The organism is Mucilaginibacter sp. P5_A6 (assembly GCF_056400585.1).
The window spans coordinates 1-23,183 of the sequence record NZ_JBFUKZ010000019.1 but is presented as its reverse complement, the minus strand read 5'-3'; the positions used below and the strand labels follow the sequence as shown (position 1 = coordinate 23,183).

Below are 23,183 nucleotides of genomic sequence, written 5' to 3'. Positions count from 1 at the left end.
TGTTAACCTAATATCTCACCAATGTGTTTTTGGATATTATCACAAATGTTATCCAGCGGTAAATCATTAGCATCGTACCCAAATGGATCTTCAATCTCCTCGGCCAGCAATTCGATACTTGCAAAAACAAACAACACAAAACCAATGATTGGCACCGTAAAATACTTGAGGTCAAAGGCCCAGGTAAATGGCAAGGTCATGATATAAGTAAAAATGAACTTCTTGATAAAAACGCTGTACGAGTAAGGTATTGGTGTTTTCCTGATGCGCTCACAAGCCCCGCAAATATCTGTAAATGAAGTTATTTCCGCAGTTATACTAAACAACTGCTCCGCGTTTATTTGCCCGTTTTTATTCAGTCGATAGATGTTCGCTATAATGGCTGATGCTACCTGGTTAGGTACGTGTTTTTCGGGATTGATAGTTACAAACTGTTGCCGCTCTGATTCATAAACATCCCGAAGATGATCCCTTAAAGAACGGGCGTAAAGCGGGATGGCGTAGTTAAAAAAAGGTAAATCGTTTTCATTAACCAGGTGCTTTAACTTGATGGCCAGGTTACGGCTGCTATTGGTAAGACTACCCCAAACCTTACGACCTTCCCACCAGCGATCATAAGCTGAGTTAATACGAAAAGCCAGCAATAATGAAAAAACAAACCCGATAGTTTGATGGATATAGCTCACCTTTTTAAGCAAGCTGGTATCAGGTAGTTTCCAGAAATCTATTAACAGGTAAGTGACTACGCCTGCGTAAGCAGCAACTGCTATTATCAGTGGAAAAAGTTCGCGTAATGTGTCCGCTTTGTTAAGCCTGAAAACGAAAGAAAACCACTCTTTGGGATTGTAATAAACCATATAAAAAGTTATTTAAAAGCTTCTAATGAATCAGCCAGGTATTTAGCGGTGTAATAAACATCTTCAAAGGTATTATAAAGAGGCACCGGACTCAGGCGGATGACATCAGGTTCGCGCCAGTCGCCTATAACACCGTTATCGGTCAGGTGTTTAAAAATTGCTTTTGCATTATGCTTACAAACCACTGATAGCTGGCTACCACGTACAGCCGGATCAGCAGGCGTAATGATCCTGAAAATGTCTTCAGCCCTCCCTTTATTAATCTCGTTGATTAAAAACTCCAAATAACCCGTCAGAGCAAGGCTTTTTTCTCGGATGATATCCATATCGCCCGCATCATCAAAAATAACCATAGAGGCTTTAAATAAAGCGAGAAGCAACACCGGGCTTGTACTTACCTGCCAGCCGTCGGCTCCCATTGCCGGATCGAAGCCTGGAGCCATTAAAAAGCGCTTATCGGCACGGTATCCCCACCAGCCAGCGAAGCGGTTAATTTCTTTGTTGGTAAAATGCTTTTGGTGCACAAAAATGCCACTGATCCCTCCCGGACCTGAGTTCATGTATTTATATGAACACCAACAGGCAAAGTCGGCACCCCATTCATGCAATTTCAATGGGACGTTACCCGCGGCATGCGCAAGATCGAAACCTGCATAAGCGCCTGCCCTGTGAGCAGCATCGGTAATAGCCTCCAGATCAAAAAACTGCCCGGTGTAATAATTTATCCCGCTAAAAAGCACTAAAGCCAGCTCATCGGCATGCTCATTGATAGCTTGAAGTATGTCTTCTGTCCGTAAAGTAACTCCTCCGCTGCGCGGAAAAACCTCAATCACTGCATCTTTGGGATCAAAGCCATGAAACTTAACCTGGCTTTCCACAGCGTATTGATCCGATGGAAAAGCGCCGCTTTCCATGATTATTTTAAATCGTTTACTATTTGGTTTATAGAAACTTACCATCAGTAAATGAAGGTTTACTGTAAGTGAATTCATTACTGTAACTTCATTTTCCTGCGCACCAACTATCTTTGATATTGACAATGAAAGCGATTTATGATATTCTAACCAGGGATCCTCACCCTGGAACCAACCCTCTACTGCAAGGTCTTTCCAGGTGTTCATCTGGTCGGTAATATATTGTGCTGCGGATTTGGGTTGTAAACCAAGAGAATTACCACAAAGATAAATGGCATCATTTCCTTTATGCTTTGGAATTAAAAACCTGCTTCTGAAATCTTTTAAAGCGTCCTTCCCGTCCTGTGCTTTGGCAAATGCTAAACTATTTTGATAATCCATCGCTCAATATTACAAAAAAGGCAAACTTAAAGCATTTATTTATTGGGTTTACTTACGAATTTGTTGCCTTTAACATAAAAACGATAAGGTAAAAAAGCATCCTCGCCCGCATAGCTCACGCCAATACGCGGGCCAATAGTTATTTGTTCATCCGTAAAATTCAGTCCCCGGTCTTCAATCCAAAGCGTATCACTTTGCAAGCTAATAGCATTAATGTTCCGGGTGATGCCTAACGCCTTTGCAACAGAGCCTGGCCCGGCAGTGATTGTTGATTTAAGTACCAGCATATTTCGCCTTACCTGCATGGCCTCAATGCCATCAGTTGGATTAATAGCCCTGATCAGTATCGCATGCGGCTCACCTTCAACTGAAGTTACTACGTTAAACATTTCATGGATGCCATAGCATAGGTAAACATAGGCTATACCTCCCTGCATAAACATGGTTTTGGTACGTGGGGTTACCCTACTTCCAAAGGAGTGAGAGGCCTTATCTATAATTCCGTTATAGGCTTCTGTTTCAACAATATAACCACCAGTAGTTATACCATCAATGCAGGTAAATAAATACTTGCCCAACAGGTTTTTGCTGATAGCAACCACATCATTGCCTAAATAATAATCCTCGGTCAGCTTCATTTTTTTTAGAGGATTTGTTTTAACAGTTTATTAATTTCTTTGGCTTTATCGAAAATCATAATGTGCGTTCCACCATGTACAATGGTAGCATTTTTTATACGTGTATAATCAAAGATGAGATCTTTATCACCGGTTATATGGTAAATATTTGCGGGGACTACATCGTTTTTCCAGTTTAAAATTGCACCCATGGCCCACTTTACAAATACCGGCGACGTCCTTTTCAGCATATCATTAAACACCCATGCATCCTCTTCGCTCATCTTGCCAAACATCGGTTTGATCATAAACCCCATCGAGGTCATTAGTTTGCCGGGAATTAATTTTTGAACCGGCAAATTCCTAAAGAAACTAAAATACCGGGGCGCCTCATCACTTGTTTTAATACTGGAAATAATGATAACTTTTTTCATAGGAATAAGCTTAGCCATTTCAACAGCGATCATTCCTCCCATCGAATTACCTATCAGTATAGAATCCGGCTTGATGTTATATTGATAAATTAGCTTTTGTGCATAGCCCGCCAAAGTATCCCGTGAGCCTGGCTCTATCCAGTCCACCGGAATCACTTCATGATTGCCCAGGTCGATATTATTGAAAATGCGCGTATCGGCGCCGAGGCCGGCTACCAGGTAAATCCTGCTCATTAAAATTTTACCAGCTTTACAATCTGCTCCAGGAAGCGCGCATCAGTTTCATCAAACTGGTCTAACAGCTCGCTGTCAACATCCAAAACGCCAACAACCTCACCATTATTAAATACCGGCACTACTATTTCCGACTGCGAAAGAGAGCTACATGCAATATGGCCAGGAAAGGCCTCTACATCGGGCACTATAAGCGTTTTGGCCTGCTCCCATGCCGTACCGCAAACACCTTTACCCAAAGCTATCCTCGTACAGGCCACAGGCCCCTGGAAAGGGCCCAAAACCAATTCACCGTTCTTTACCATATAAAAACCAACCCAAAACCATTTAAACTGCTCTTTTAAAGCTGCGCTGATGTTAGCCAGATTGGCTACAAGATCAGGTTCGCCATATAGTAACGCTTCAATCTGGGGGATCAAAGCGGTATATTGTTCGACTTTGTCTGTTGATGTGGTTATGTTTAAATCCTCTGCCATAATGCAAAGATGACCATTTTCGGTAGCAAGTAGTTAGTATCAAGTAGCAAGACTTTTTTCTTTTTACTGTCAAATAACAATTAGTAGCAGGTAGTCAATGTCAAGTATCAAGACTTTTTTCTTTTTATTTTTCTGCAAGCGTCAAAAGTCCCCCTATCGAATATATTGACCAGAAAATCAATCTTGATACTTGATACTAAGTACTTGATACCAATTGATACCAATAATATCATATTTAATCTTTTATTTAGCAGGTGTATGTTTGTTAGTTTAACTATAATCCGGTACCGAAAGCTTTTTATTCCCTTCGCCTTGCTGGCTATGGCAATACACCGCCTGCCCATGCTGATGCAAAAGGGCTGCACATTTTACAAGCTGCTTGGCTCGGGCCGGAATGGAACCTTCGACCTGCAGCCAGACTGGCAACAATGGGGCCTGTTAGCCTGCTGGGAAAACCGGGAAGATTTCGACAGGTTCTATAATCACTCCTTTATTTCCAGCTGGTGGAAGGTATTAGGCCATGAAGGTTATACCATATTATGCCAGCCATTGCAAAGCCATGGTAAATGGAATGGTAAAGAACCTTTTGGCAAGCCGGATATACAAAACTATACAGGTCCGGTGGCTGTACTTACACGGGCCACGATCAGGATAAGCAGGCTAAGGAATTTTTGGAGCCATGTAGATGAAGTAGCGGGTTTGATGACCAGTGCAGCGGGGTATATTACCTCCTTTGGCGTAGGCGAAGCACCGGTATATCGCCAGGCCACATTTTCTGTTTGGCAGAGCATTGATGATGTAAAAAACTTTGCCTACAAAAGCCGCGAGCATGCCGAAGTAATAAAACTTACCCGAAGCGAAAATTGGTACAGCGAAGAGCTATTTGCCCGGTTTAAGCCCATTGCCAGCTTTGGCTCGCTGAATGGCAATGACCCTTTAAATAACCTGTTAAAAAATTAAGATATGAGAATTGTTGCCGAATTACCGCACCCCGATTTTAAAATCTCCATCCTGAACATGAACCAAAAGTTTATTGTAAAGATTGAACAGGGCACCCTGGAGCAAAGTTTTAAAATAGCTGAAATGGACCTGACCGATGGCGTTAACAGTGTTTTTGAATTGTTGGATGAAGAGTTTTTAAAGAAGGTGGCCGCCCGTTTTATTGAAATGCGTTCCGACTTCAAAGACGCCTATTACAGGTATAATTTTTAACAGGACTTAGTTGTTAAATAATTGACTTACAGTGTTTTAATTACATTATACCTCCTTAACAGAATTAAATTTGGCAAAATACGCTATTTATGACCTTAAATTCAACCAAATCTTGTCTTAAATAAATAATTAGTTCATATTAGTCTACTTAAAGCATTGATAAACAGACCATATATAAATTTATAAAAAATTAAATTTGGCTGGTTATTTTACCAAATAAATGCGAAGTTAAGCCAAAAGAAGATCGCAATACCAAAAACCTGATGGCTTTTGACCGGCAGTTGAAGCACATGAATCATCGGCATTTTTGGGTGCCTGGTATTCCTTAAATACCTTAACCCCGGTTTTATAACTTATCTCTTTTTTAAAAATGGGGCCTTTAAAAGTGAAAGTATGAAACTCCCCGTTCTCCCCGCAAACATCCACATCATCGGGTAAGGCGTCAATCAATTCGGGGCTTAGCTCCTTTCCAACTATCCGCTCAAGCCGTGCCTGGGTACAAGCTATTACCGTTCCAAATCCGAGGGTTAAAAACTCGTTGATCAGCTCCACGGTATCCCGTTTCCATAATGGGTAAATGCCGGTGAGGCCAAGCTCACTCAAACGGGCATCGCGGTAATCTTTCAGGTCCTGCAGGAAGATATCGCCAAAGATAGAATGGGTTATACCTTCATTTTTAAGGTGAGATAAATGATGATGCATTACTTCATCATACTCTTTCATCCCCGGCATTTCGGGCAGGCGAATCTGGTACAATGGAATACCAATACTTTCTGCCTGTTTGATCAACAATTCGGTACGAACGCCGTGCATTGAGATCCTGTCGGCAGCATCATTAATGGTTGTTACCAAATACTTTATTTCCAGGTTTGGATCTTGAAGGCAATGGTATAACGCAAGCGCGCTGTCCTTCCCTCCGCTCCAATTGAATATACATTTCATTTTAAATCGTGATTATATAGAAGCTAAAGGCAGAATGCACAAAGCAAAAAGCCGGCAATTAATTATTAATGACAGGGGCTTTATGTTGCCGAATTGTCTTTCAGCAACTCGTCCACCAGGGTCGTTACCCCAACTGTTGCTTTTTCCTGTATCTTAATTACAGGCCCGCTAACTCTTGTGTCCGGTATCCTGGGATCTATGATATACTTAGGCACTTCCCTGTTTACATAAGCAATCAGGCCGGCAGCCGGGTAAACCGCCAGCGAGGAGCCTATAAGCATAAACAGATCGGCACCGGCGCAAATCCGGGCTGCCGGTTCTATCATAGGCACATCTTCGCCAAACCAAACCACGTGGGCCCGCAAGGGTGAACCAAGCTCGCAAACCTCATCCATCCTGATCTCCCATCCATCAATAGGATAAGTAAGTGCTGGATTGATGCTTGATTGCGAACGGGTAATAATACCATGCAAATGAACTACTTTAGTGGAGCCGGCCCTTTCATGCAAATCATCTATATTTTGGGTAATAATGGTTACATTAAATTGCTCTTCCAGCCTGGCTAAAGCGTAATGGGCAGCATTGGGTTTTGCTTCCAATACCGACTTGCGCCGCTCGTTATAAAACTGCTGCACCATTACCGGGTTATACTCCCATGCTTCGGGTGTAGCCACATCCTGTATGTTGTAACCCTCCCAAAGGCCGTCGCTGTCTCTAAAGGTCTTTAAACCACTCTCAGCGCTGATCCCCGCTCCTGTTAATACCACTAAGTTTTTCATATCTATATCCAATCTGTTTTAATATCCGCTAACAAACCAGGAAAGTATTTGCATCTCAATAATTAGCTTTCAGCCTTGTGCTTTCAGCTTTTAGCTTTACAAATCAGCCCATAAAAAAAGCGACCTGCATTATGGCAGATCGCTTTCAATTTAATTATTTTAGTTTAAAGAGCCAGCTGCTTTTGGGTTTGCAAAAAAGCAAACTTACTCTTTGCCAGCTCAAAACCGCCAAACAACAGAAAACCAAATAATAGGTCGCCTAAAACCATGTTCTTTTCAAACGGAATAGCATTAATTAACGATTGACCATAACCTGCTAAAGTATGCGGGTACATAGTGCCATATAAAAATGGCAGATCGATAATGAACCAGTGAATCAATACCGATGCAACAGACGCCAAAAATACGTTAAGCACATTTACCTTTTTTATAAAACTCCCAACTAAAACCATCAGGGCAAAGCAAAGATAAACCCAAACAGCACCACTATACCACAAGGTAATTTTTGATGTGTACAGATAGTTGATGATGATATCGGTAGTAAAAAGCGTAAGTAATACCGTTACATAGCCTTTCCATTTTTCGGTAAAGTAAACACCTCCGAACACAGCTATAGCGCCCACCGGTGTAAAGTTACTCAGTTCCTTATACTTAAAGGTTATCAGCCTGAAAGCTGCAGCAACAATTATCATTAAAATAAGGATAATGTTCCTGTTGATGGTGTCTTTTTTATTCATGGTGATATTTATGACGTAAAATTACTCATAATCATGTTAAATAAAAACTACTAATTAAACTGGTATTTTGCACCAAGCATAAAGTTTATGCCACGTGTGTTATACCCCAGCCAATCGGTATATTTCTGATCGAGTACGTTGTTCAGATCGCCAAATAAATTCAAATTTTTGGTGGCTTTTAATTGCAGGTGAAGATCAACCAGGTTATAGTTTTTCAAAGTAGTGATTGTAGATGGATAGGTGGCGAAATTCAGGTCGCCCCTGTTGCCGGTATATTTATAATTTACACCAATCAGGAAATCAGCACAGGCCTGGTATGAAACATTAGCACCGAAGGTATTTTTTGGCCTGCGGTATAAATTAGCCGTTTGTTTGCCGGCTTCATCAGTTTGCTTACCTGTAACATAAGCAAAGTATGCTGATGCAGTTAGCTTGTTTGAATTGTATTTCAGTTCAGTTTCAAAGCCTTTATCTTTTTGAAAAGATCCATTTTTATAGAATGATCTATAAGGAGGCTGTGATTGAGAGAAGAAATAAATTACATCTTTTGTATTGCGTTTATAGAATACGGTGTTAAACGATAATGCATTTTTTACGATCTCCCAATCAAATCCTGCCTCGTATGAGGTAGTTGTTTCTGGCTTTAATTTACCATTGCCATATTGCGAGTACAATTGATATAAAGATGGGGATTTATAGGCCGAGGCAATAGTTCCGAACACTTTAAACTGATCTGCTAAATACAGCGAAGGGTTAATAGTATAGGTAAAATTATCTCCGTATTTACTATGGTGATTATACCTGCCGCCCAGTTCCATATGGAAAATGTTTGATTTAAAAAATAACGAGGTGTAAACGCTGGTAATGCTGCTATGTGCCGTATCCGAGTTTATAATACTTGGACCAGGATGATACCCTGCTTGTTCAAACGAGCTATACTGGTCGGTATTGCTGTATTTATAGTTCGCGCCGCCCGTAATGTCAAAATATTTGCCCAAATTATAATTCAACACAGCTTCTAAATTGCTTATGCGGCCGGTGTTTTTTGTTAACTGGTTGGTTTCGTTATTATCGGGTGGCAGGTTTTTAAAGTTGTTACGAACTGTATTTTGGCTGGCATTAAACACCAATGTCCCCTTTGGTAATTTCACTTTAGCCCCTAAACCACCAAATATAAATGTATTGTTGTAGGTGTAGTTGTTATCATTTACAAAAGCGCCATAAGGCAGATTACCTGTGTTATAGCTGCCCTGAAAATTACCGTTCAGGCTAAATTTCTCAGAAATATATTGGTTGATGTTAACGCTGGCCGAACGCTGGTGGAAACCATCTTTTTTAAATCCGGCTTTGTTTGTAGTATCGGTAGCGGCCGCAAAACCCTTTGAATCCGTATTAGATAGGTTAACGGTAATCCCGGTATGGTTTATTACCCCGGTCAACCCKGCCGATTCCTGGAAGGTGTTATAACTGCCGCCCGTTAATTGCAAATTGCCTTTTAAGCCCTGTCCTTGCGGATGTTTGGTGATAATATTGATCACACCGGCCACAGCATCAGATCCGTAAAGTGTCGACCCGCTTCCTTTTAATATTTCAATTCTTTCAACCTGGTTTAACGGGAAAGCATTAAGATCATAACTACCATCAATTGAGCTTGCGTTGTTAACCGGGAAACCATCTACTAATATTAAAGTATTACCCGATGATGCGCCGCGTAAAAAAACCGATGTGCTGATGCCGGGCGCGTTTTGAGCGCCAGAGAAAGTTATTCCGGCAACGGTATTCAATAACTGGGGTAAAGTTTTGCCTTGCGAACGGTTGATCTGCTCTGCCGATATTACGGTAACTACCCTACCTATATCGGTTAATTTTTTAGGTGAGCGGGTGGCAGTAACTACCACGTCATTTAATAACCGGGTGGTATCCTGCGCAAACGCGGCGGTGTTGCATAAACCCACCTGCAATAAACCTAATCCTAAAACAATTTTAAAGTACTTTTTTTTCATGTATTTGCTATAGCGTTAAATAATAATGCAGTTTAAATAGCACAACACAGACAGGACAAAATGAAAATACACTACTAAAAGAAGAGCATTCACATCCAGGCTTCAATCCACGAAAGCTATGAATAATTTATAATGCTCTGGCAGGTCTTCTGACTTACTCCCCTTTTGTTCTGTCTTCCCTCCGTTTTTATCAGAAGTGACTTTAAGAATGAACTATGGTTATGGAGCTTACAGCTGCGGGACAGTTCCGGATTTACACCGTATTCCCTTTTAATTCTTTGATAATATCCTATCAAAGAAACCTAAAGCGGTGCAAAAGTACAACAACTATTAATAACCACAACTAAACATCTGTATATTTATGCTGATGAAAACGTATTGCACTTTGTTATTTTTGATGATAATTGGTTTAATAAGCTTTGCCCAGCAACCCGATACACTTTTCCTAAAAAAACTTTTACAAGCTCAGCCCGAACTGTTTAATGGCATACTCAATCATCCAACCCAAAACGAAGTCCAGATTCTTTACACAAAAATTGATCGGGACAAAAACAACATCCCTCATTTTAAATCATACAGCTACCGGCTTAACCCTAACCGGTATTTTTACCCGGCAAGTACCGTAAAACTGCCAACAGCTATTTTCAYGCTCGAGAAATTGAATGAGTTGAAAATTAAAGGCTTAACAAAACAATCTGTAATGATAACCGATAGTGCCTTTGCCGGGCAAACTAAAGTTAAATCGGATACTTCATCTGCAAACGGACTTCCATCAATTGAAAACTACATCAAAAAAATCCTGCTGGTAAGTGATAATGATGCCTACAACAGGCTGTATGAATTTGTTGGCCGCGAGGAGATCAATAAAAAACTTAAAAAGTATAATTTAAACCATACCCGTATCATTGGCAGGCTTGCCATTGGCGATACCGGGGAAGGCACTAAACATACCAATCCGGTTGATTTTTATAATGATGCTCAATTGGTTTATCACAAACCGGCGCTTTATGATAGCAACGAATATCCTATGAAGTTAGAAAACTTGATACAAGGTAAGGGCTACCTGGATAAGGATGATAAACTGGTAATGCAGCCGTTCAGCTTTGCCGAAAAGAACGTTTACACCATCACCGACCAGCAGATGATATTAAAACGACTTCTTTTTCCAGAAGTTTTCCCTAAAACACAGCGTTTTAACTTAACCGCTGCGGATTATCAGTTCATTTATCGTTACATGAGCATGTTTCCTACCGAAAGTGTAAAGCCAACTTACAACCGGCACGAATACTACCCAACTGTAAGTAAGCTTTTGTTTTACGGCGCCGATAGCACAGCGGCACCCAATCCCGATATCAGGATATTTAACAAATATGGCGACAGTTATGGGTACGATATTGATAACGCCTACATTGTAGATTTTAAAAACAAAGTTGAGTTTATACTTACAGCGGTAGTACAATCAAACGAGGATGGGATCCTTAATGATAATAAGTACGGGTATGCAACCGTTTGCCTTCCTTTCCTGAAAAACCTTGGGCAGGTGATTTATAAATACGAACTACAAAGAATCAAAAACCGCTTGCCCGATTTAACCAAATTTAAATTTAATTACGGCAAGGTTAAATAAAATTCAATTAACAAAAACTTAGCCCGCTATATACTGTTTAGTTTTTACACCCAATTAAATAACACTATGGCAACTACAATAGTTAAATATACCGATAACTACCCGGTACTTTACGGCGACGACAGGATAAACCTGAACTGGCCCGAGCGTTATACGTCTATCGTTGGAGGCGTAAAACTGGGATGGTCGGGTTTTAAGCATATCTTTTCGAACCCGTTTACGAGCATATTAAAATTAGGCGCCAGCGGATATCTTTTAAACCGCGGTATTACCGGCCATTGCGAATTGTATAAGCGAATTGGCAAATTATCAACCAATCCAATTAACATCAATATCCGGTCTTCATTCACCGTTAATCAGCCCCGGCACAAGGTTTACAATTTTTGGCGCAAGTTTGATAACCTCCCCCTGTTTATGAAACACCTGGAAAGTGTTGAAGTCATCGACTCAAAGTATTCTTATTGGGTATTAAAGCTCCCTGCGGATGTAGCAACCGTTAGCTGGCATGCAGAAATTGTAAAAGACGAACCTAACGAAATGATAGGCTGGAGCTCGCTCCCCGAGTCTACAATTAATAATGCAGGCAAAGTGCGTTTCCAGGATACCATAGATGGTACCGGAACCATTGTAGATATTGTAATTACCTACCAGCCACCGGCAGGCGGATTGGGCGCCGGCCTTGCCAAGGTATTAAACCCCTTATTTAAAAAGATGGTTGATAAAGACGTGCAAAATTTTAAACAGTACATGGATCTTGATAACGGGCTGGAAACCTCACTTGATACGCCAGAGGTTATTATCATATCTTAGATGTCCAATATAAAAGCCACCTGTTAAACTTTTAACGGTGGCTTTTATTTAAATTAATTGGTATTAATACCCCAGTGCTTCTTATTTCTAAAATAAGCACTTAATATTTCAATCTTCCTGTATTTAAAAATTCTCGCCGAATCGGGACTACCTTTAAGTTCCCGATAATTTGGAGGTATTCCCTTATGTTTATAAAAACTACCTATGACTTTTAATCGCAGTGGCACATGTCCTCCATCCCATATACCGTCAGCATTGATCAAACGTTTATCAGCCGGTTCCAGGTAAATATACTCCCTGGCTTGTTTTGTAAATATAATCCACTGTGCACAGGTACATGAGACTACTCCGTAGGACACTGTTATAGCTGTATCTTTTACTATTGCAGGTTGCATCCACCGTTTTGAAAGTTTAATCGTCCCAGTGCTGCTTGTCACTCGTATTGGGGGGCTATTTTTTCTTTCGGATTTAGCACCAATAAATATTATTACCAAACAAAACATAAACAGGGCTGAAACAAATGATCTTGGCCGGTACCGCATTGGATAGTTGATTTAGGCTTTATTACACGCAAGCTTTGATGGTTAAAATATAAATATAACAAAAATGGTCCTCTGAACTATCAAAGGACCATTTTCGTTATTGAATTTTTTGTTATTATTTTACTGCATCAATCACGGCTTTGAAAGCATCAGGATGATTCATTGCTAAATCAGCTAATACTTTACGGTTTAAACCGATTTCTTTTGCTGCTAATTTACCTATTAATTGAGAGTAAGAAATTCCGTGCTGACGGGCACCTGCGTTAATACGCTGGATCCATAAAGCTCTGAATTCTCTTTTCTTGGTTTTACGGTCACGATAAGCGTACTGTAAACCTTTTTCAACTGTGTTTTTTGCAACGGTATAAACCTTGCTGCGTGAACCCCAATAACCTTTGGCGAGGTTCATGATCCTTTTCCGGCGTCTTCTCGACGCTACTGCGTTAACTGAACGTGGCATGTTGTTTGATTTTGGTAGTGAGTGCCTGCTTTTACAGCCGAACTTAAAACTCTAATACCTGGTTAAAAAAATTGTGAATTACTTTCCGATGCAAAGCATACGTTTAACATTTCCCATATCAGCATCAGACACTAAGCTGGTGTGACCAAGGTTACGCTTACGTTTAGTCGACATCTTGGTTAAGATGTGGCTTTTGAATGCATTCTTCCGTGTGATTTTACCGGTTCCAGTAAGCTTAAAACGCTTTTTAGCACTGGAATTGGTTTTCATTTTTGGCATAACTATTTATTTATTTAGATGTTAGATATGAGATTTGAGATGTGAGACTAACTATCTCTTCGCATCCCGACCTCATATTTCACGTTTATTTTAAATGATGTCAGATATAAAATTGTCTCAAATCTCATATCTAACATCTTATATCTACTTTTTAGCTGCTTTAGGCGCCAGGGTTAAAAACATCCTTTTACCTTCAAGCTTTGGTAATTGCTCCACTTTACCTACATCTTCCAATGCCTGGGCAAAACGCAGCAGTAATATCTCACCCTGCTCTTTGTAAACAATAGCACGGCCTTTAAAGTGTACGTAAGCTCTTACCTTTTCGCCTGATTCCAAAAATTTAATGGCATGCTTTAACTTAAATTCAAAGTCATGATCATCAGTGTTAGGTCCGAAGCGAATCTCTTTAATAACAGTTTGCTTGGCATTGCTCTTTATCTCTTTAAGCTTTTTCTTTTGCTCGTAAATAAACTTGTTATAGTCTGTTACTTTACAAACAGGTGGTACAGCGTTCGGAGATATTTCAACCAGGTCAAGTTCCTGCTCCTGCGCTATAGCAAGAGCATCTCTTAGTGAAAAAATTCCTTGCTCTACGTTATCACCTACAAGGCGAACTTCCTGAGCCCTAATGAATTGGTTGATATTGTGTTCAGCTTCTTTTTTCTTAAAAGGAAGCCTTGGTCCTCTATTGAAAGGTTTGTTTAATGCCAAGTTATACTTTTATTTCTTTAATTATTTGTTCTTTAAAATCTTCTATGCTCATACTTCCCAAGTCGCCCTGGCCGTGTTTCCTAACAGAAACCATGCCCTCGGCAGCTTCTTTTTCACCCACTACTAACATATAAGGGATCTTTTTGACTTCAGCATCGCGTATTTTACGCCCTATCTTCTCGTCCCTGAAATCAATCAGCCCGCAAATATCGGAATCTTTTAACACATCAGAAAGTTTTTTTGCATATTCCTCGTATTTTTCTGATATCGGCAGGATAATAAATTGCTCAGGAGATAACCATAACGGAAAATTACCTGCGCAGTGCTCAATTAATACCGCAATAAAGCGCTCCATGGAGCCAAATGGCGCCCTGTGAATCATTACCGGGCGATGTTTTAAATTGTCGCTACCTGTATATTCCAGTTCAAAACGCTCGGGCAGGTTATAATCAACCTGAATGGTACCCAATTGCCATTTACGACCAAGGGCATCCCTCACCATAAAATCGAGCTTAGGGCCATAAAAAGCAGCCTCACCAAGCTCAACTACTGTATTTAAGCCTTTCTCGGCAGCAGCCTCAATGATAGCCGACTCGGCCAATGCCCAATTTTCGTCGGTACCGATGTATTTGGCTTTATTTTCCGGATCGCGTAAAGAAACCTGTGCGGTGTAATTTTCAAAGCCTAAAGCCTTAAATACGTACAGTACCAGGTCGATAACCTTTTTAAACTCATCTTTTACCTGGTCGGGGCGGCAAAATAAGTGCGCGTCATCCTGGGTAAAGCCACGTACACGGGTTAAGCCATGCAGCTCGCCGCTTTGTTCGTAACGGTATACAGTACCAAACTCGGCCAGGCGAACAGGAAGATCCTTGTATGAACGGGGTTTTGTTTTATAGATCTCGCAGTGGTGTGGGCAATTCATTGGTTTTAAAAAGAACTCCTCTCCCTCCTGCGGGGTTTTTATAGGCTGAAATGAATCGGCACCATATTTTTCATAGTGACCTGATGTTACATACAGGTTTTTATGCCCGATATGTGGAGTGATCACCTGCTCGTAACCGGCCTTAACCTGCGCTTTTTGCAAAAAGTTAGTTAAACGCTCGCGCAAAGCAGTTCCTTTAGGTAACCATAAAGGCAACCCCATGCCTACTTTTTCCGAGAAAGCAAATAGCTCCAGCTCCTTACCCAATTTGCGGTGATCGCGCTTTTTAGCTTCTTCAATCATATGCAGGTACTCGGTAAGCTCACTGGCTTTGGGGAATGTAACCCCATAGATACGTGTAAGCTGCTTGCGCGTTTCATCGCCGCGCCAGTAGGCGCCGGCAACGCTCATCAGCTTAACAGCTTTTATAAAACCTGTGTTGGGGATATGAGGCCCGCGGCACAGATCGGTAAAGTTTCCTTGTGTGTAAAAAGTAATGGCGCCATCGGGCAGGTCCTTAATTAGGTCAAGCTTGTATTCATCATCTTTTTCGGTAAAGTACTCAATAGCATCAGCTTTGCTAACCGGCTTGCGGATGTATTCGGCTTTGGTTTTGGCAAGCTCAATAACCTTATCTTCAATCTTCTTGAACTCATCTGATGAAAATTCACGGTCGCCAAAGTCAACATCATAGTAAAAACCTGTTTCAATAGCCGGACCGATACCAAACTTGGTACCTGGGTAAAGGGCCTCCAAAGCTTCGGCTAATAAGTGGGCTGATGAATGCCAGAAGGTTGATTTACCCGAAGCATCATTCCATGTTAAAAGTTTAACATTTGAATCCTGCTCAATGGAGCGGCCTGCATCCCAAACCTGGCCATCAACTTCGGCTGCTAATACATTACGTGCTAATCCTTCGGAGATCGAAGATGCGATCTGCATGGAAGTGATCCCCTTGTCGTACTGACGAACGGAACCATCGGGAAGTGTAATACTAATCATCTACAACTATGATTTAAAGTTTATAAAATTACGTTTTGTGATCACCTACGGGAGTGATCGTTTATTTGAGGTGCAAAAATAGGATTTTAATTATGGTTTACTACCTTTTTATTGGTTTTGTATCATTCACCGGGTGTTCGCTTTTTCAGGAGTATACAGGAACTATAATCGTAAAAACAAATCAACTAATTAATAATCAAATACTTAATAATTTAACCAATTTATTATAAAACACTGCACATGCTGATAATCAACACATTGCTATTTTCAATAATTTTACCCCGAACGCTCCCCGAACACCTGGTTTGAAAAATCCGAACGCTTTAATTTTGGATAATATCAACAATCCAATGGACAACCCGGTTACCATACACGCTTTTTTTATCCCTCATTTATCAAGAAAAATCGACAATAATTGTATGCGTATCTATTTTTTGGCTATTTTAATCGACTTTAGTGTAGTTTTCTGAAGCTTATTTTTTTTGATCCTGATGACATTGAAAAATAACTTAAATGCAGAGGCTATCTACCCAAAAACTGAAATAACAACCTGATGCCAAATACTCTTATCCGTACCTCCTCCTGGTTCAGCAAATTTTTTGAGTGCCTGTATTTTTACATTGCCGTTGTAGTAACTTTTGAAATGATATTGACGAGCTTTTTTTTTACCAATTCAGGCCAGATAGATGAGCGTCAATATATCAGACTATTTTTTTACGTCGGCGGAGTGTTTGCTTTACTGGCCCTTACGTATACCATTTACTGGCACCGAAAACAGAAGGCTGAAAATTTCAACTCCGGCATACGGCATGCCTGGCTGCAAGGTATCATGAGGTACTTTATTGCTTTTGAAATTTCCATTTACGGCTTTGCTAAAATATTAAAAACCCAGTTTGGTCATATTTATAGCCGGGATGATGTGCCGGTGGGCAACCTGAGTGGCTTTGAGCTTACCTGGAATTACTTTGGGCACTCCTATACCTTTGCCGTTATTCTGGGATTGATGCAGATTGTTGGGGGCATTTTGCTACTCTTCCGCCGCACCACTTTATTGGGGGCATTGGTGTTGCTGCCGGTGATGGTTAACGTGGTGTTCATCAATGTTTTTTACCAGATAGACCAGGGCGCCTTTATAAATTCATTGATATTAACTGCCGGGCTAATCTATCTCATATTACTCAGATGGCCCGACCTTAAAACGCTCCTGTTTCAACAATTAAGCGACCTGCCGCCTGTTCAATTAAGCCTTTTAAAGCCGATATTGAAAGTAATAGCTATTACACTCGCCTTTTTTAGCATCTACCGTTTTGTTGCCATAAGCAAACCAACTGCCTTTGAGGGTAAATGGAAGGTTTATGAATTAACACGAAACGGAAAACCCGTTGACAGGCAAGACTGGCAAAGCAATCCACTCGCATGGCATACTATCTATATGGAGCAAAACGGCCGGGTGGAATTTTCGCTAAACCCTTATGTTTTTGACGAGCAACAAGCCTGGGCCGGCGAGTACACCTACAATGCCTCAAAGAACATTTTAAATATTTTTTTTTATAACGGCGCACAAACCGATACTATCAAAGCGAAAATAAGCGGTTACACCGGTAAAATGATGCAATGGAATATGATGTACTACCAGGATACCCTACAAATAAAGTTGATTAAAGCAGGAAATTGATGAGAAATTAAATATAAACGCCATCAACATAATAATCTACAAGTCAGCCAGGTATTTTTCATTGATGATATTTAAATGATGTAATTCGTGCCCTGTTATATGGTAGGCTAAGGCCCTTACAGTAGCATCATTCGCGGTACCGGTGCCATGCCCCATCCGGTCAAAAGCTTCTTCGGGCAGGCCATTAAACAAAGCGATGGTTGATCGTCTTACCGCTTCATATTCTTCAAATATATTATCCAGGTCCCTGTTATCGGCATCCGAATAATTGGCATAAGCATCCTGGTCAAAACCTATGAGGTTATTTTTTTCGTTGCGTGCAAAACGCAGGGCGCGGTATGCAAAAATGCGCTCGTCATCAATAATATGTACCAGCACTTCTTTAATACTCCATTTACCCGGCGCGTACCGATGATATAACACATCGTGCGGCAATGAGCAGATCAGTTGCTTAACCAATTGAAAATTATCCTGCAGGTGATTTAGCACAAAGCCGTCTGTGGGTACCAGCTTCATGTACATAATGGCATATGGCGGATATTCGCCTTCCTTAGGCGGTTGTATTAATCGCATAACAAATAACTATCAGTATAAAAGGAACAACAAAATCCGAAATCGAAAATCCCAATTCCTCAATCAATATCAAACATTCCCCCACCCCAGCGCTAAAACATCAGCCAGGTGAATGGTCCTTATCGGCAAACTATTTTTGTCGATATAGCTTTGCAGGTGCAGCAGGCAGGAGGCATCTGTCGAGATGATGTACTCGGCACCTGCGGCCAGGGCATTATCTACCTTTTGCTGGGCCATGGCTGTTGAAATAGCTTCAAACTTAACCGCGAAGGTACCGCCAAAACCACAGCAGGTTTCATTATCCTTCAGTTCTAAAAGTTCTAAACCCAATACTTTGGAGAGTAGCTGGCGGGGTTCGTTCCTGATCTTGCATTCGCGAAGGGCAGAGCAGCTATCGTGGTAAACGGCCTTACCATCCAGCTCGGCGCCGAAGTAATCAAACTGCAGGATATTCACCAGGAAATCCGACAGCTCATAGATATTACCCTGTATGGCCCTGCATTTATTATGTACAGCTGTATTGGTAAACAAATCGTTATAATAGTTTTTAACCATGCCGGTGCATGATGCAGATGGGGTTACAATCACGCTGTCTTCCGAAAAATCGTTCAGAAACTTGCTGCCCACGGCTTTGGCGTCATCCCAAAAACCCGCGTTAAACGCCGGCTGCCCGCAACAGGTTTGATTTGGGTTAAAATTCACCTTACAGCCCGCCTTTTCCAATACTTTTATAGTATTAAAGGCAGTTTCAGGAAATAGTTGATCTACAAAACATGGTACAAACAGCTCTATCTTCATCGGCACAAATTATTCGGCGCTAAATTCCACATATTTTTTTATGGTTTTCTCGGCTTTTAGCAAAGAAAGCAATAATATCAGTCCAACAATAAAAAAACCACATAATGCCAATGCCGAATTGCGCATACTGCCGGTTAACTCTTCTATAACAGCAAAACTGAACATCCCGCCTACTATGGCCAGCTTTTCGGTAACGTCATAAAAACTGAAGAACGATGCGGTATCGGGTATATTCTGGGGCAAATATTTGGAATAAGTTGAACGCGACATAGACTGGATACCACCCATAATTAAGCCAACAATAATAGCCAGCACGTAAAACTGCGGAATTGTGGTTATAAAATATGCCGCCACACATGCAGCTACCCAGATAATTACCACCAGTATTAAAACTTTTACGTTACCATAAATAGCCGATAAACGCGACATTAATGTAGCGCCGCCTATAGCCACTATTTGTATAATAAGGATAATTTCAATCAGCCCGCTTGTTTCCATCTTCAGCACCTTGGCCCCAAAGCCGGCGGCAACCAGCATAATGGTTTGTACCCCCATAGAATAAAAGAAAAAAGCCGGCAAAAATCTTTTTAACAAAGGCATGGTTTTAACCTTCGCCCAAACCTTACCCAATTCAATAAATCCGCCCTTAATAATGTTATGCTGATGGGTTACCGCATTAGGGCTGCCTTTTGGCAATATAGTGAAAGGTATATACGCAAAAACTATCCACCAGATACCAACCAAAAGAAAAGATAGCTGCGCTGCGCTGCCGCCGTTTAATCCAAATGTTTTGGGCGAAAGCACAAAAACCAAACATATTACCTGTAAAATAACGCTCCCGATATAGCCATAGGTAAAACCTTTGGCGCTTACTTTATCCTGCATATCGATGGTTGCAATTTCGGGCAGATAGGAATTGTAAAAAACAAACCCTCCGCTATAACCAATAGCTGCAAGCGCAAAACAAATTATTCCAAACTCCAGGTTATCCGGTCCGAAGAAAAACAACCCGCAACATGACAGGGAACCCAGCCAGGTAAAAAATTGCATAAAAATCTTTTTGTTGCCCCTGTAATCGGCAATTGACGATAGTATGGGCAAAAGCAAAACCATTACCATGTAAGCCACAGCAAGCGCGTAGTTTGATAATGCTGTATTAATAAAGCTTTTACCGAAAAACATTACCTTATCGCCATTTTTAGCATTTGAGGTGATAGCTACATAGTAAGCCGGGAAAATTGTTGAAGTGATGACCAGGTTATAGGCAGAATTGGCCCAATCGAAAAAAGCCCAGGCCCGGATGGTTTTCTTGTTGTTTTTGGTTTCCATTGATACTTTAAAAGTAGGAAAAAAGAATCAAGAGTCAAGACAAGACAGAATTTATTGCAGCCAATCCAAGCAAATATGTCATTGCGGGTTTAACGCCCACAATGACATGCAGAAATGGTTTCGGTCTTGACTCTTGATTCTTAACTCTATTTCCCAACCGTTGGTTTCCACTTTTCCTGCAGCTGCTTTATAAAATATCCACCTACTACGCTGCGGGCCTGGAAACCTACTTGTTTGCCGTCGGTGGTTTCGTGCCAGTCGCTTAGGGGTACACGAGTTGGGGTTTCGATGGCGTACTTGTAAACCGGGGCGGCAAGGGCTTTAAAATCGTCCTGGTTTTTGGCCAAAGTAGCAGTCCAGATGATCCAGTCGCTTTTGGTATAGGTTTTACGGCTATCTAAAGGCAAACCAAATTCGTTTTGTTTGGTAAGATAGAATTTAACTTCGCGGTCATAAACCGATTGCGGAAAAAGATCTAATCCCAGAATCTTATCCCAAACAATATTGTATTTCTGGCTCCAGGTTTCCGGCTTATCAAATACCAGGGAGTAATGATCGCCGGCATCAGCCATTTTCATCCACTTAGTTACCATTTCTTTAGCAATAGCCCTGTATTTAGCGGCAACAGCTTTTTGGCCCAACAGATCGGCAAGATGAGCGTAGCATCCAATTCCTACTATGGCCTTAGCCGATAAGTTGGCATTACGCGCCAGGTGACCCGCAAAGTCATCGGTACAAAGCTGGTTAGCCGGATCAAGCCCTTCCCTGCTTAGGTAATTTGCCCAATCGGTTAAAACTTTCCAATGCTTTTTGGCATATGCAGGGTTATTACCATTGGCCTTAACTATGGCCGCCGTAAGTGCCAGCATATTGCCCGATTCTTCAACCGGCATGCCCTCGCCATAAGTTTGCCCATTGGCAATAGGGTAAGTACCCAAATCATGCGCGGCAAAATCATGCGCAAACTTACCGCTTTCACTAAAGTAAAAGATCCCGTTCAGCATCCCTTCCATCAAACTTGGATTGTAGATCAGGAATAAGGGTGCCGATGGATAGGTAACATCCACAGTATTGATAGAGCCATTGCTAAAGTTCTCTTTGGATAAAAATAAGATCTCGCCCTGCGGACTTTTTACCAATATATGCGCCGCTATAGCCTGGCGATAAGCCAGCACACAAAGCTTCGCGTATTTGTCGCCGCCCGCCTTTTCGGCCTCATTATACATCGAACTATTAAAGGCGGTGCAACTTTTTAATACGGCCGGGTAATCAACAGCTGCCTTAGCCAATGCCTGTTCAATGGTTTTAATTTGCGTGGTTTTCCACCATGGCTTTAAATTTGTATGAAAATACTGAACCGGGGTAATATCATCATAACCCAATTCGATAAATTTGCTTACAGCATTTTTACCAACCATACCAAAAGATAGTACCGTATTTAACACCAGGCTGGTGCCCGCTTTGGTGATTGATTTACCATCACCTTTAAAAAATGAATTAACGGCTTCACTTTCGGTACTTACATATTGCAGGGCGCCAGATGTTTTGGGTGCAGCCACGTACATGTAACCCCAGTCAATCCGCAAATCATCCCCTTTTTTCTGCAGGATAGGCTGCTCAACGGTACCTGCCTTTAAAACAGATAAAGTGCTGGTTGTGTATTTTTGAGCGGTTACTGCCTGGTTTGGTTTATTGCGGGCCACATCTGCAGATGCGCCGAAATAAACCTGCACATTATGCGCTTTACCATTGTTTGATTTTACATTATAAGTAATGTACGATACGGGCCGGGCCAATAAAGCCAGGTTGTTCATCAATAAGGGCGACGTAAAAGTAAGCTTCAGATCAACATTGCCGCATTTAAAGTAATAAATGGTTTGTGTGGCATTTATGGTAACGCCGGTTTGTTTTGCAACCTGCAGCTCGGCGTGTTCAGTTGGTTTTAATTCGTCGGCAAAGCCGGCGTCAATCCACGCACCTCCACCTGTATTGGTGCAATGCAAAGCAAGTACATTCTCGCCCTCTTTTAATTTACTCAAAACATCATCCTTCAAGGGGATCATCTGCAGATCGCCATTGGCGCCACTACTTTCATTGATCTTTTCGCCATTAAGATAAACCTCTGCCTCATCATCATGATGCAGTTTAAGGTAAAGCTTGTTGATACCTGTTTTATGAAAGGTAAACACCCGGCGTACCCATATATCCCTGCTTGTCCAAACGGTTTTTCCTTGTGTTTTATCATCGCTAAATGGTGCTGTACCGGTTTTCCAGGTGTTGTCATCAAATTTTGCATCAGCCCAGTTTGCTGAAGGTTGGGTTTCGGTGTATTTGCAGGTGTATGGTTTCTCGTCGGCAGCGGGTACCACAGTTTTATAGTTTACCGGGTCCTTACCTATAAAACGGTATACTTCGCCGTCTACTTTTACCAGGCCCAATAAGGATTGGTCCTTACCTGTCCAATGGCGGGTGGTTGATTCGTTTAACTTATCCGAAAACGACCAGATACTAAAGTAAGGGTTATGTGTAATAAGCGGATAAGCCGGCGCTTTGGTATCCTGCGCCTTTGCTAAAAAGGCAATAAGAGCAATACACGCGGTTAATGGAAACCTTCTCATATGTTTTTTATGTTATAATGTAGATAGATAATTGTCGGCGGTAAATATTTGTTTTTCTTTTCAATTAATAAACTTTTTTTACAAAATGCATTCAAAACGACGATTAATTGAGACGAATTGTAGAGAATTGATGTATAGATGAAAAATTGTCTGAATATCCCCCGTCATTGCGAGGTACGAAGCAATCCCCGATGAGCAGAGCGAACCTTAATAGTCTGCTCTGTATAGTTAGGGATTGCTTCGTACCT

The 23,183-nt window shown here is 41.2% G+C and carries 22 protein-coding genes and 1 riboswitch; of the genes, 5 read left to right on the top strand and 17 right to left on the bottom strand.

The genetic code is table 11. The annotated features are described in order from the left end of the window. Positions 1-2: 2 nt before the first annotated feature. From AC1DO4_RS18795 to AC1DO4_RS18775, 5 genes are read right to left on the bottom strand one after another with little or no spacing between them, the layout of a single operon-like run. A complete protein-coding gene (locus AC1DO4_RS18795) occupies positions 3-857 on the bottom strand; it encodes a bestrophin family protein (RefSeq protein WP_477418591.1) in 855 nt (284 codons plus the stop codon). A gap of 8 nt (positions 858-865) precedes the next feature. Continuing rightward, positions 866-2,152, bottom strand: coding sequence for a kynureninase (gene kynU / locus AC1DO4_RS18790; RefSeq protein ID WP_477418589.1), 1,287 nt, complete (start codon positions 2,150-2,152; stop codon positions 866-868). 35 nt (positions 2,153-2,187) lie between these two features. Beyond that, positions 2,188-2,790, bottom strand: coding sequence for a DNA-3-methyladenine glycosylase (locus AC1DO4_RS18785; protein ID WP_477418587.1), 603 nt, complete (start codon positions 2,788-2,790; stop codon positions 2,188-2,190). Positions 2,791-2,795: 5 nt separating this feature from the next. Further along, positions 2,796-3,437, bottom strand: a complete 642-nt coding sequence (locus AC1DO4_RS18780; protein ID WP_477418585.1) for an alpha/beta hydrolase — start codon at positions 3,435-3,437, stop codon at positions 2,796-2,798. Then, positions 3,437-3,913: a GAF domain-containing protein gene (locus AC1DO4_RS18775; RefSeq protein WP_477418583.1), complete on the bottom strand. Its 477-nt coding sequence runs from the start codon at positions 3,911-3,913 to the stop codon at positions 3,437-3,439. The genes AC1DO4_RS18780 and AC1DO4_RS18775 overlap by 1 nt, the downstream gene beginning before the upstream one ends. Positions 3,914-4,171: 258 nt before the next feature. On the opposite strand from AC1DO4_RS18775, the gene AC1DO4_RS18770 reads away from it, so the two are divergent. Further along, positions 4,172-4,873, top strand: a complete 702-nt coding sequence (locus AC1DO4_RS18770) for a DUF3291 domain-containing protein (RefSeq protein ID WP_477418581.1) — start codon at positions 4,172-4,174, stop codon at positions 4,871-4,873. Between the two features lie 3 nt (positions 4,874-4,876). Continuing rightward, complete coding sequence (locus AC1DO4_RS18765) at positions 4,877-5,125, top strand: hypothetical protein (RefSeq protein WP_477418579.1); 249 nt, start codon at positions 4,877-4,879, stop codon at positions 5,123-5,125. Positions 5,126-5,353: 228 nt separating this feature from the next. Here AC1DO4_RS18765 and AC1DO4_RS18760 read toward each other — a convergent pair whose 3' ends face one another. From AC1DO4_RS18760 to AC1DO4_RS18745, 4 genes are all read right to left on the bottom strand, one after another. After that, a complete protein-coding gene (locus tag AC1DO4_RS18760; protein WP_477418577.1) occupies positions 5,354-6,067 on the bottom strand; it encodes a Dph6-related ATP pyrophosphatase in 714 nt (237 codons plus the stop codon). 80 nt (positions 6,068-6,147) lie between these two features. Continuing rightward, the gene (locus AC1DO4_RS18755) at positions 6,148-6,846 is read right to left on the bottom strand and encodes an SIR2 family NAD-dependent protein deacylase (protein WP_477418575.1); all 699 of its coding nucleotides are present in this window, start codon (positions 6,844-6,846) and stop codon (positions 6,148-6,150) included. A 164-nt stretch (positions 6,847-7,010) separates the two neighbouring features. Then, on the bottom strand, positions 7,011-7,583 hold the full coding sequence (locus tag AC1DO4_RS18750) for a DUF6580 family putative transport protein (RefSeq protein ID WP_477418573.1): 573 nt from the start codon (positions 7,581-7,583) through the stop codon (positions 7,011-7,013). 50 nt (positions 7,584-7,633) lie between these two features. Further along, on the bottom strand, positions 7,634-9,586 hold the full coding sequence (locus AC1DO4_RS18745; protein ID WP_477418571.1) for a TonB-dependent receptor plug domain-containing protein: 1,953 nt from the start codon (positions 9,584-9,586) through the stop codon (positions 7,634-7,636). A 122-nt stretch (positions 9,587-9,708) separates the two neighbouring features. Next, a riboswitch (cobalamin riboswitch) is annotated at positions 9,709-9,908 on the bottom strand. A gap of 45 nt (positions 9,909-9,953) precedes the next feature. Here AC1DO4_RS18745 and AC1DO4_RS18740 point away from each other — a divergent pair. Both AC1DO4_RS18740 and AC1DO4_RS18735 read left to right on the top strand, forming a co-directional pair. Then, entirely contained in the window at positions 9,954-11,213 is a 1,260-nt protein-coding gene (locus tag AC1DO4_RS18740; RefSeq protein WP_477418569.1) for a serine hydrolase, read from the top strand. Between the two features lie 66 nt (positions 11,214-11,279). Continuing rightward, entirely contained in the window at positions 11,280-12,023 is a 744-nt protein-coding gene (locus tag AC1DO4_RS18735) for an SRPBCC family protein (RefSeq protein ID WP_477418567.1), read from the top strand. Between the two features lie 657 nt (positions 12,024-12,680). Here the strand turns inward: AC1DO4_RS18735 and rplT are convergent. The 4 genes from rplT to thrS form a co-directional block, all read right to left on the bottom strand. Continuing rightward, positions 12,681-13,025: a 50S ribosomal protein L20 gene (gene rplT / locus AC1DO4_RS18730; protein WP_076369188.1), complete on the bottom strand. Its 345-nt coding sequence runs from the start codon at positions 13,023-13,025 to the stop codon at positions 12,681-12,683. Between the two features lie 78 nt (positions 13,026-13,103). Beyond that, complete coding sequence (gene rpmI / locus AC1DO4_RS18725; protein WP_477408022.1) at positions 13,104-13,304, bottom strand: 50S ribosomal protein L35; 201 nt, start codon at positions 13,302-13,304, stop codon at positions 13,104-13,106. Between the two features lie 144 nt (positions 13,305-13,448). Next, entirely contained in the window at positions 13,449-14,015 is a 567-nt protein-coding gene (gene infC / locus AC1DO4_RS18720; protein WP_477408024.1) for a translation initiation factor IF-3, read from the bottom strand. Between the two features lies 1 nt (position 14,016). After that, complete coding sequence (gene thrS / locus AC1DO4_RS18715; RefSeq protein ID WP_477418565.1) at positions 14,017-15,942, bottom strand: threonine--tRNA ligase; 1,926 nt, start codon at positions 15,940-15,942, stop codon at positions 14,017-14,019. 553 nt (positions 15,943-16,495) lie between these two features. Here thrS and AC1DO4_RS18710 point away from each other — a divergent pair. Further along, positions 16,496-17,617 carry a hypothetical protein gene (locus AC1DO4_RS18710; protein ID WP_477418563.1) on the top strand — a complete coding sequence of 374 codons (1,122 nt, stop codon included), beginning with the start codon at positions 16,496-16,498 and terminating at the stop codon, positions 17,615-17,617. Between the two features lie 36 nt (positions 17,618-17,653). Here AC1DO4_RS18710 and AC1DO4_RS18705 read toward each other — a convergent pair whose 3' ends face one another. The 4 genes from AC1DO4_RS18705 to AC1DO4_RS18690 form a co-directional block, all read right to left on the bottom strand. Continuing rightward, a complete protein-coding gene (locus AC1DO4_RS18705) occupies positions 17,654-18,190 on the bottom strand; it encodes a DinB family protein (RefSeq protein WP_477418561.1) in 537 nt (178 codons plus the stop codon). A 69-nt stretch (positions 18,191-18,259) separates the two neighbouring features. Further along, positions 18,260-18,988, bottom strand: a complete 729-nt coding sequence (locus tag AC1DO4_RS18700; protein WP_477409430.1) for a (Fe-S)-binding protein — start codon at positions 18,986-18,988, stop codon at positions 18,260-18,262. 9 nt (positions 18,989-18,997) lie between these two features. Beyond that, complete coding sequence (locus tag AC1DO4_RS18695; protein WP_477418559.1) at positions 18,998-20,317, bottom strand: MFS transporter; 1,320 nt, start codon at positions 20,315-20,317, stop codon at positions 18,998-19,000. A gap of 146 nt (positions 20,318-20,463) precedes the next feature. Next, positions 20,464-22,935: a glutaminase family protein gene (locus tag AC1DO4_RS18690; RefSeq protein WP_477418557.1), complete on the bottom strand. Its 2,472-nt coding sequence runs from the start codon at positions 22,933-22,935 to the stop codon at positions 20,464-20,466. Positions 22,936-23,183 lie beyond the last annotated feature (248 nt).

Coding starts and splice junctions, on each gene's coding strand:
- AC1DO4_RS18760 (WP_477418577.1), bottom strand. CDS start 6,067: ATGAAATGTATATTCAATTGGAGCGGAGGGAAGGACAGCGCGCTTGCG.
- AC1DO4_RS18700 (WP_477409430.1), bottom strand. CDS start 18,988: ATGAAGATAGAGCTGTTTGTACCATGTTTTGTAGATCAACTATTTCCT.
- AC1DO4_RS18780 (WP_477418585.1), bottom strand. CDS start 3,437: ATGAGCAGGATTTACCTGGTAGCCGGCCTCGGCGCCGATACGCGCATT.
- rpmI (WP_477408022.1), bottom strand. CDS start 13,304: ATGCCAAAAATGAAAACCAATTCCAGTGCTAAAAAGCGTTTTAAGCTT.
- AC1DO4_RS18770 (WP_477418581.1), top strand. CDS start 4,172: ATGTTTGTTAGTTTAACTATAATCCGGTACCGAAAGCTTTTTATTCCC.
- AC1DO4_RS18710 (WP_477418563.1), top strand. CDS start 16,496: ATGCCAAATACTCTTATCCGTACCTCCTCCTGGTTCAGCAAATTTTTT.
- rplT (WP_076369188.1), bottom strand. CDS start 13,025: ATGCCACGTTCAGTTAACGCAGTAGCGTCGAGAAGACGCCGGAAAAGG.
- AC1DO4_RS18755 (WP_477418575.1), bottom strand. CDS start 6,846: ATGAAAAACTTAGTGGTATTAACAGGAGCGGGGATCAGCGCTGAGAGT.
- AC1DO4_RS18690 (WP_477418557.1), bottom strand. CDS start 22,935: ATGAGAAGGTTTCCATTAACCGCGTGTATTGCTCTTATTGCCTTTTTA.
- AC1DO4_RS18785 (WP_477418587.1), bottom strand. CDS start 2,790: ATGAAGCTGACCGAGGATTATTATTTAGGCAATGATGTGGTTGCTATC.
- AC1DO4_RS18735 (WP_477418567.1), top strand. CDS start 11,280: ATGGCAACTACAATAGTTAAATATACCGATAACTACCCGGTACTTTAC.
- AC1DO4_RS18765 (WP_477418579.1), top strand. CDS start 4,877: ATGAGAATTGTTGCCGAATTACCGCACCCCGATTTTAAAATCTCCATC.
- thrS (WP_477418565.1), bottom strand. CDS start 15,942: ATGATTAGTATTACACTTCCCGATGGTTCCGTTCGTCAGTACGACAAG.
- AC1DO4_RS18705 (WP_477418561.1), bottom strand. CDS start 18,190: ATGCGATTAATACAACCGCCTAAGGAAGGCGAATATCCGCCATATGCC.
- kynU (WP_477418589.1), bottom strand. CDS start 2,152: ATGGATTATCAAAATAGTTTAGCATTTGCCAAAGCACAGGACGGGAAG.
- AC1DO4_RS18795 (WP_477418591.1), bottom strand. CDS start 857: ATGGTTTATTACAATCCCAAAGAGTGGTTTTCTTTCGTTTTCAGGCTT.
- AC1DO4_RS18750 (WP_477418573.1), bottom strand. CDS start 7,583: ATGAATAAAAAAGACACCATCAACAGGAACATTATCCTTATTTTAATG.
- AC1DO4_RS18775 (WP_477418583.1), bottom strand. CDS start 3,913: ATGGCAGAGGATTTAAACATAACCACATCAACAGACAAAGTCGAACAA.
- AC1DO4_RS18695 (WP_477418559.1), bottom strand. CDS start 20,317: ATGGAAACCAAAAACAACAAGAAAACCATCCGGGCCTGGGCTTTTTTC.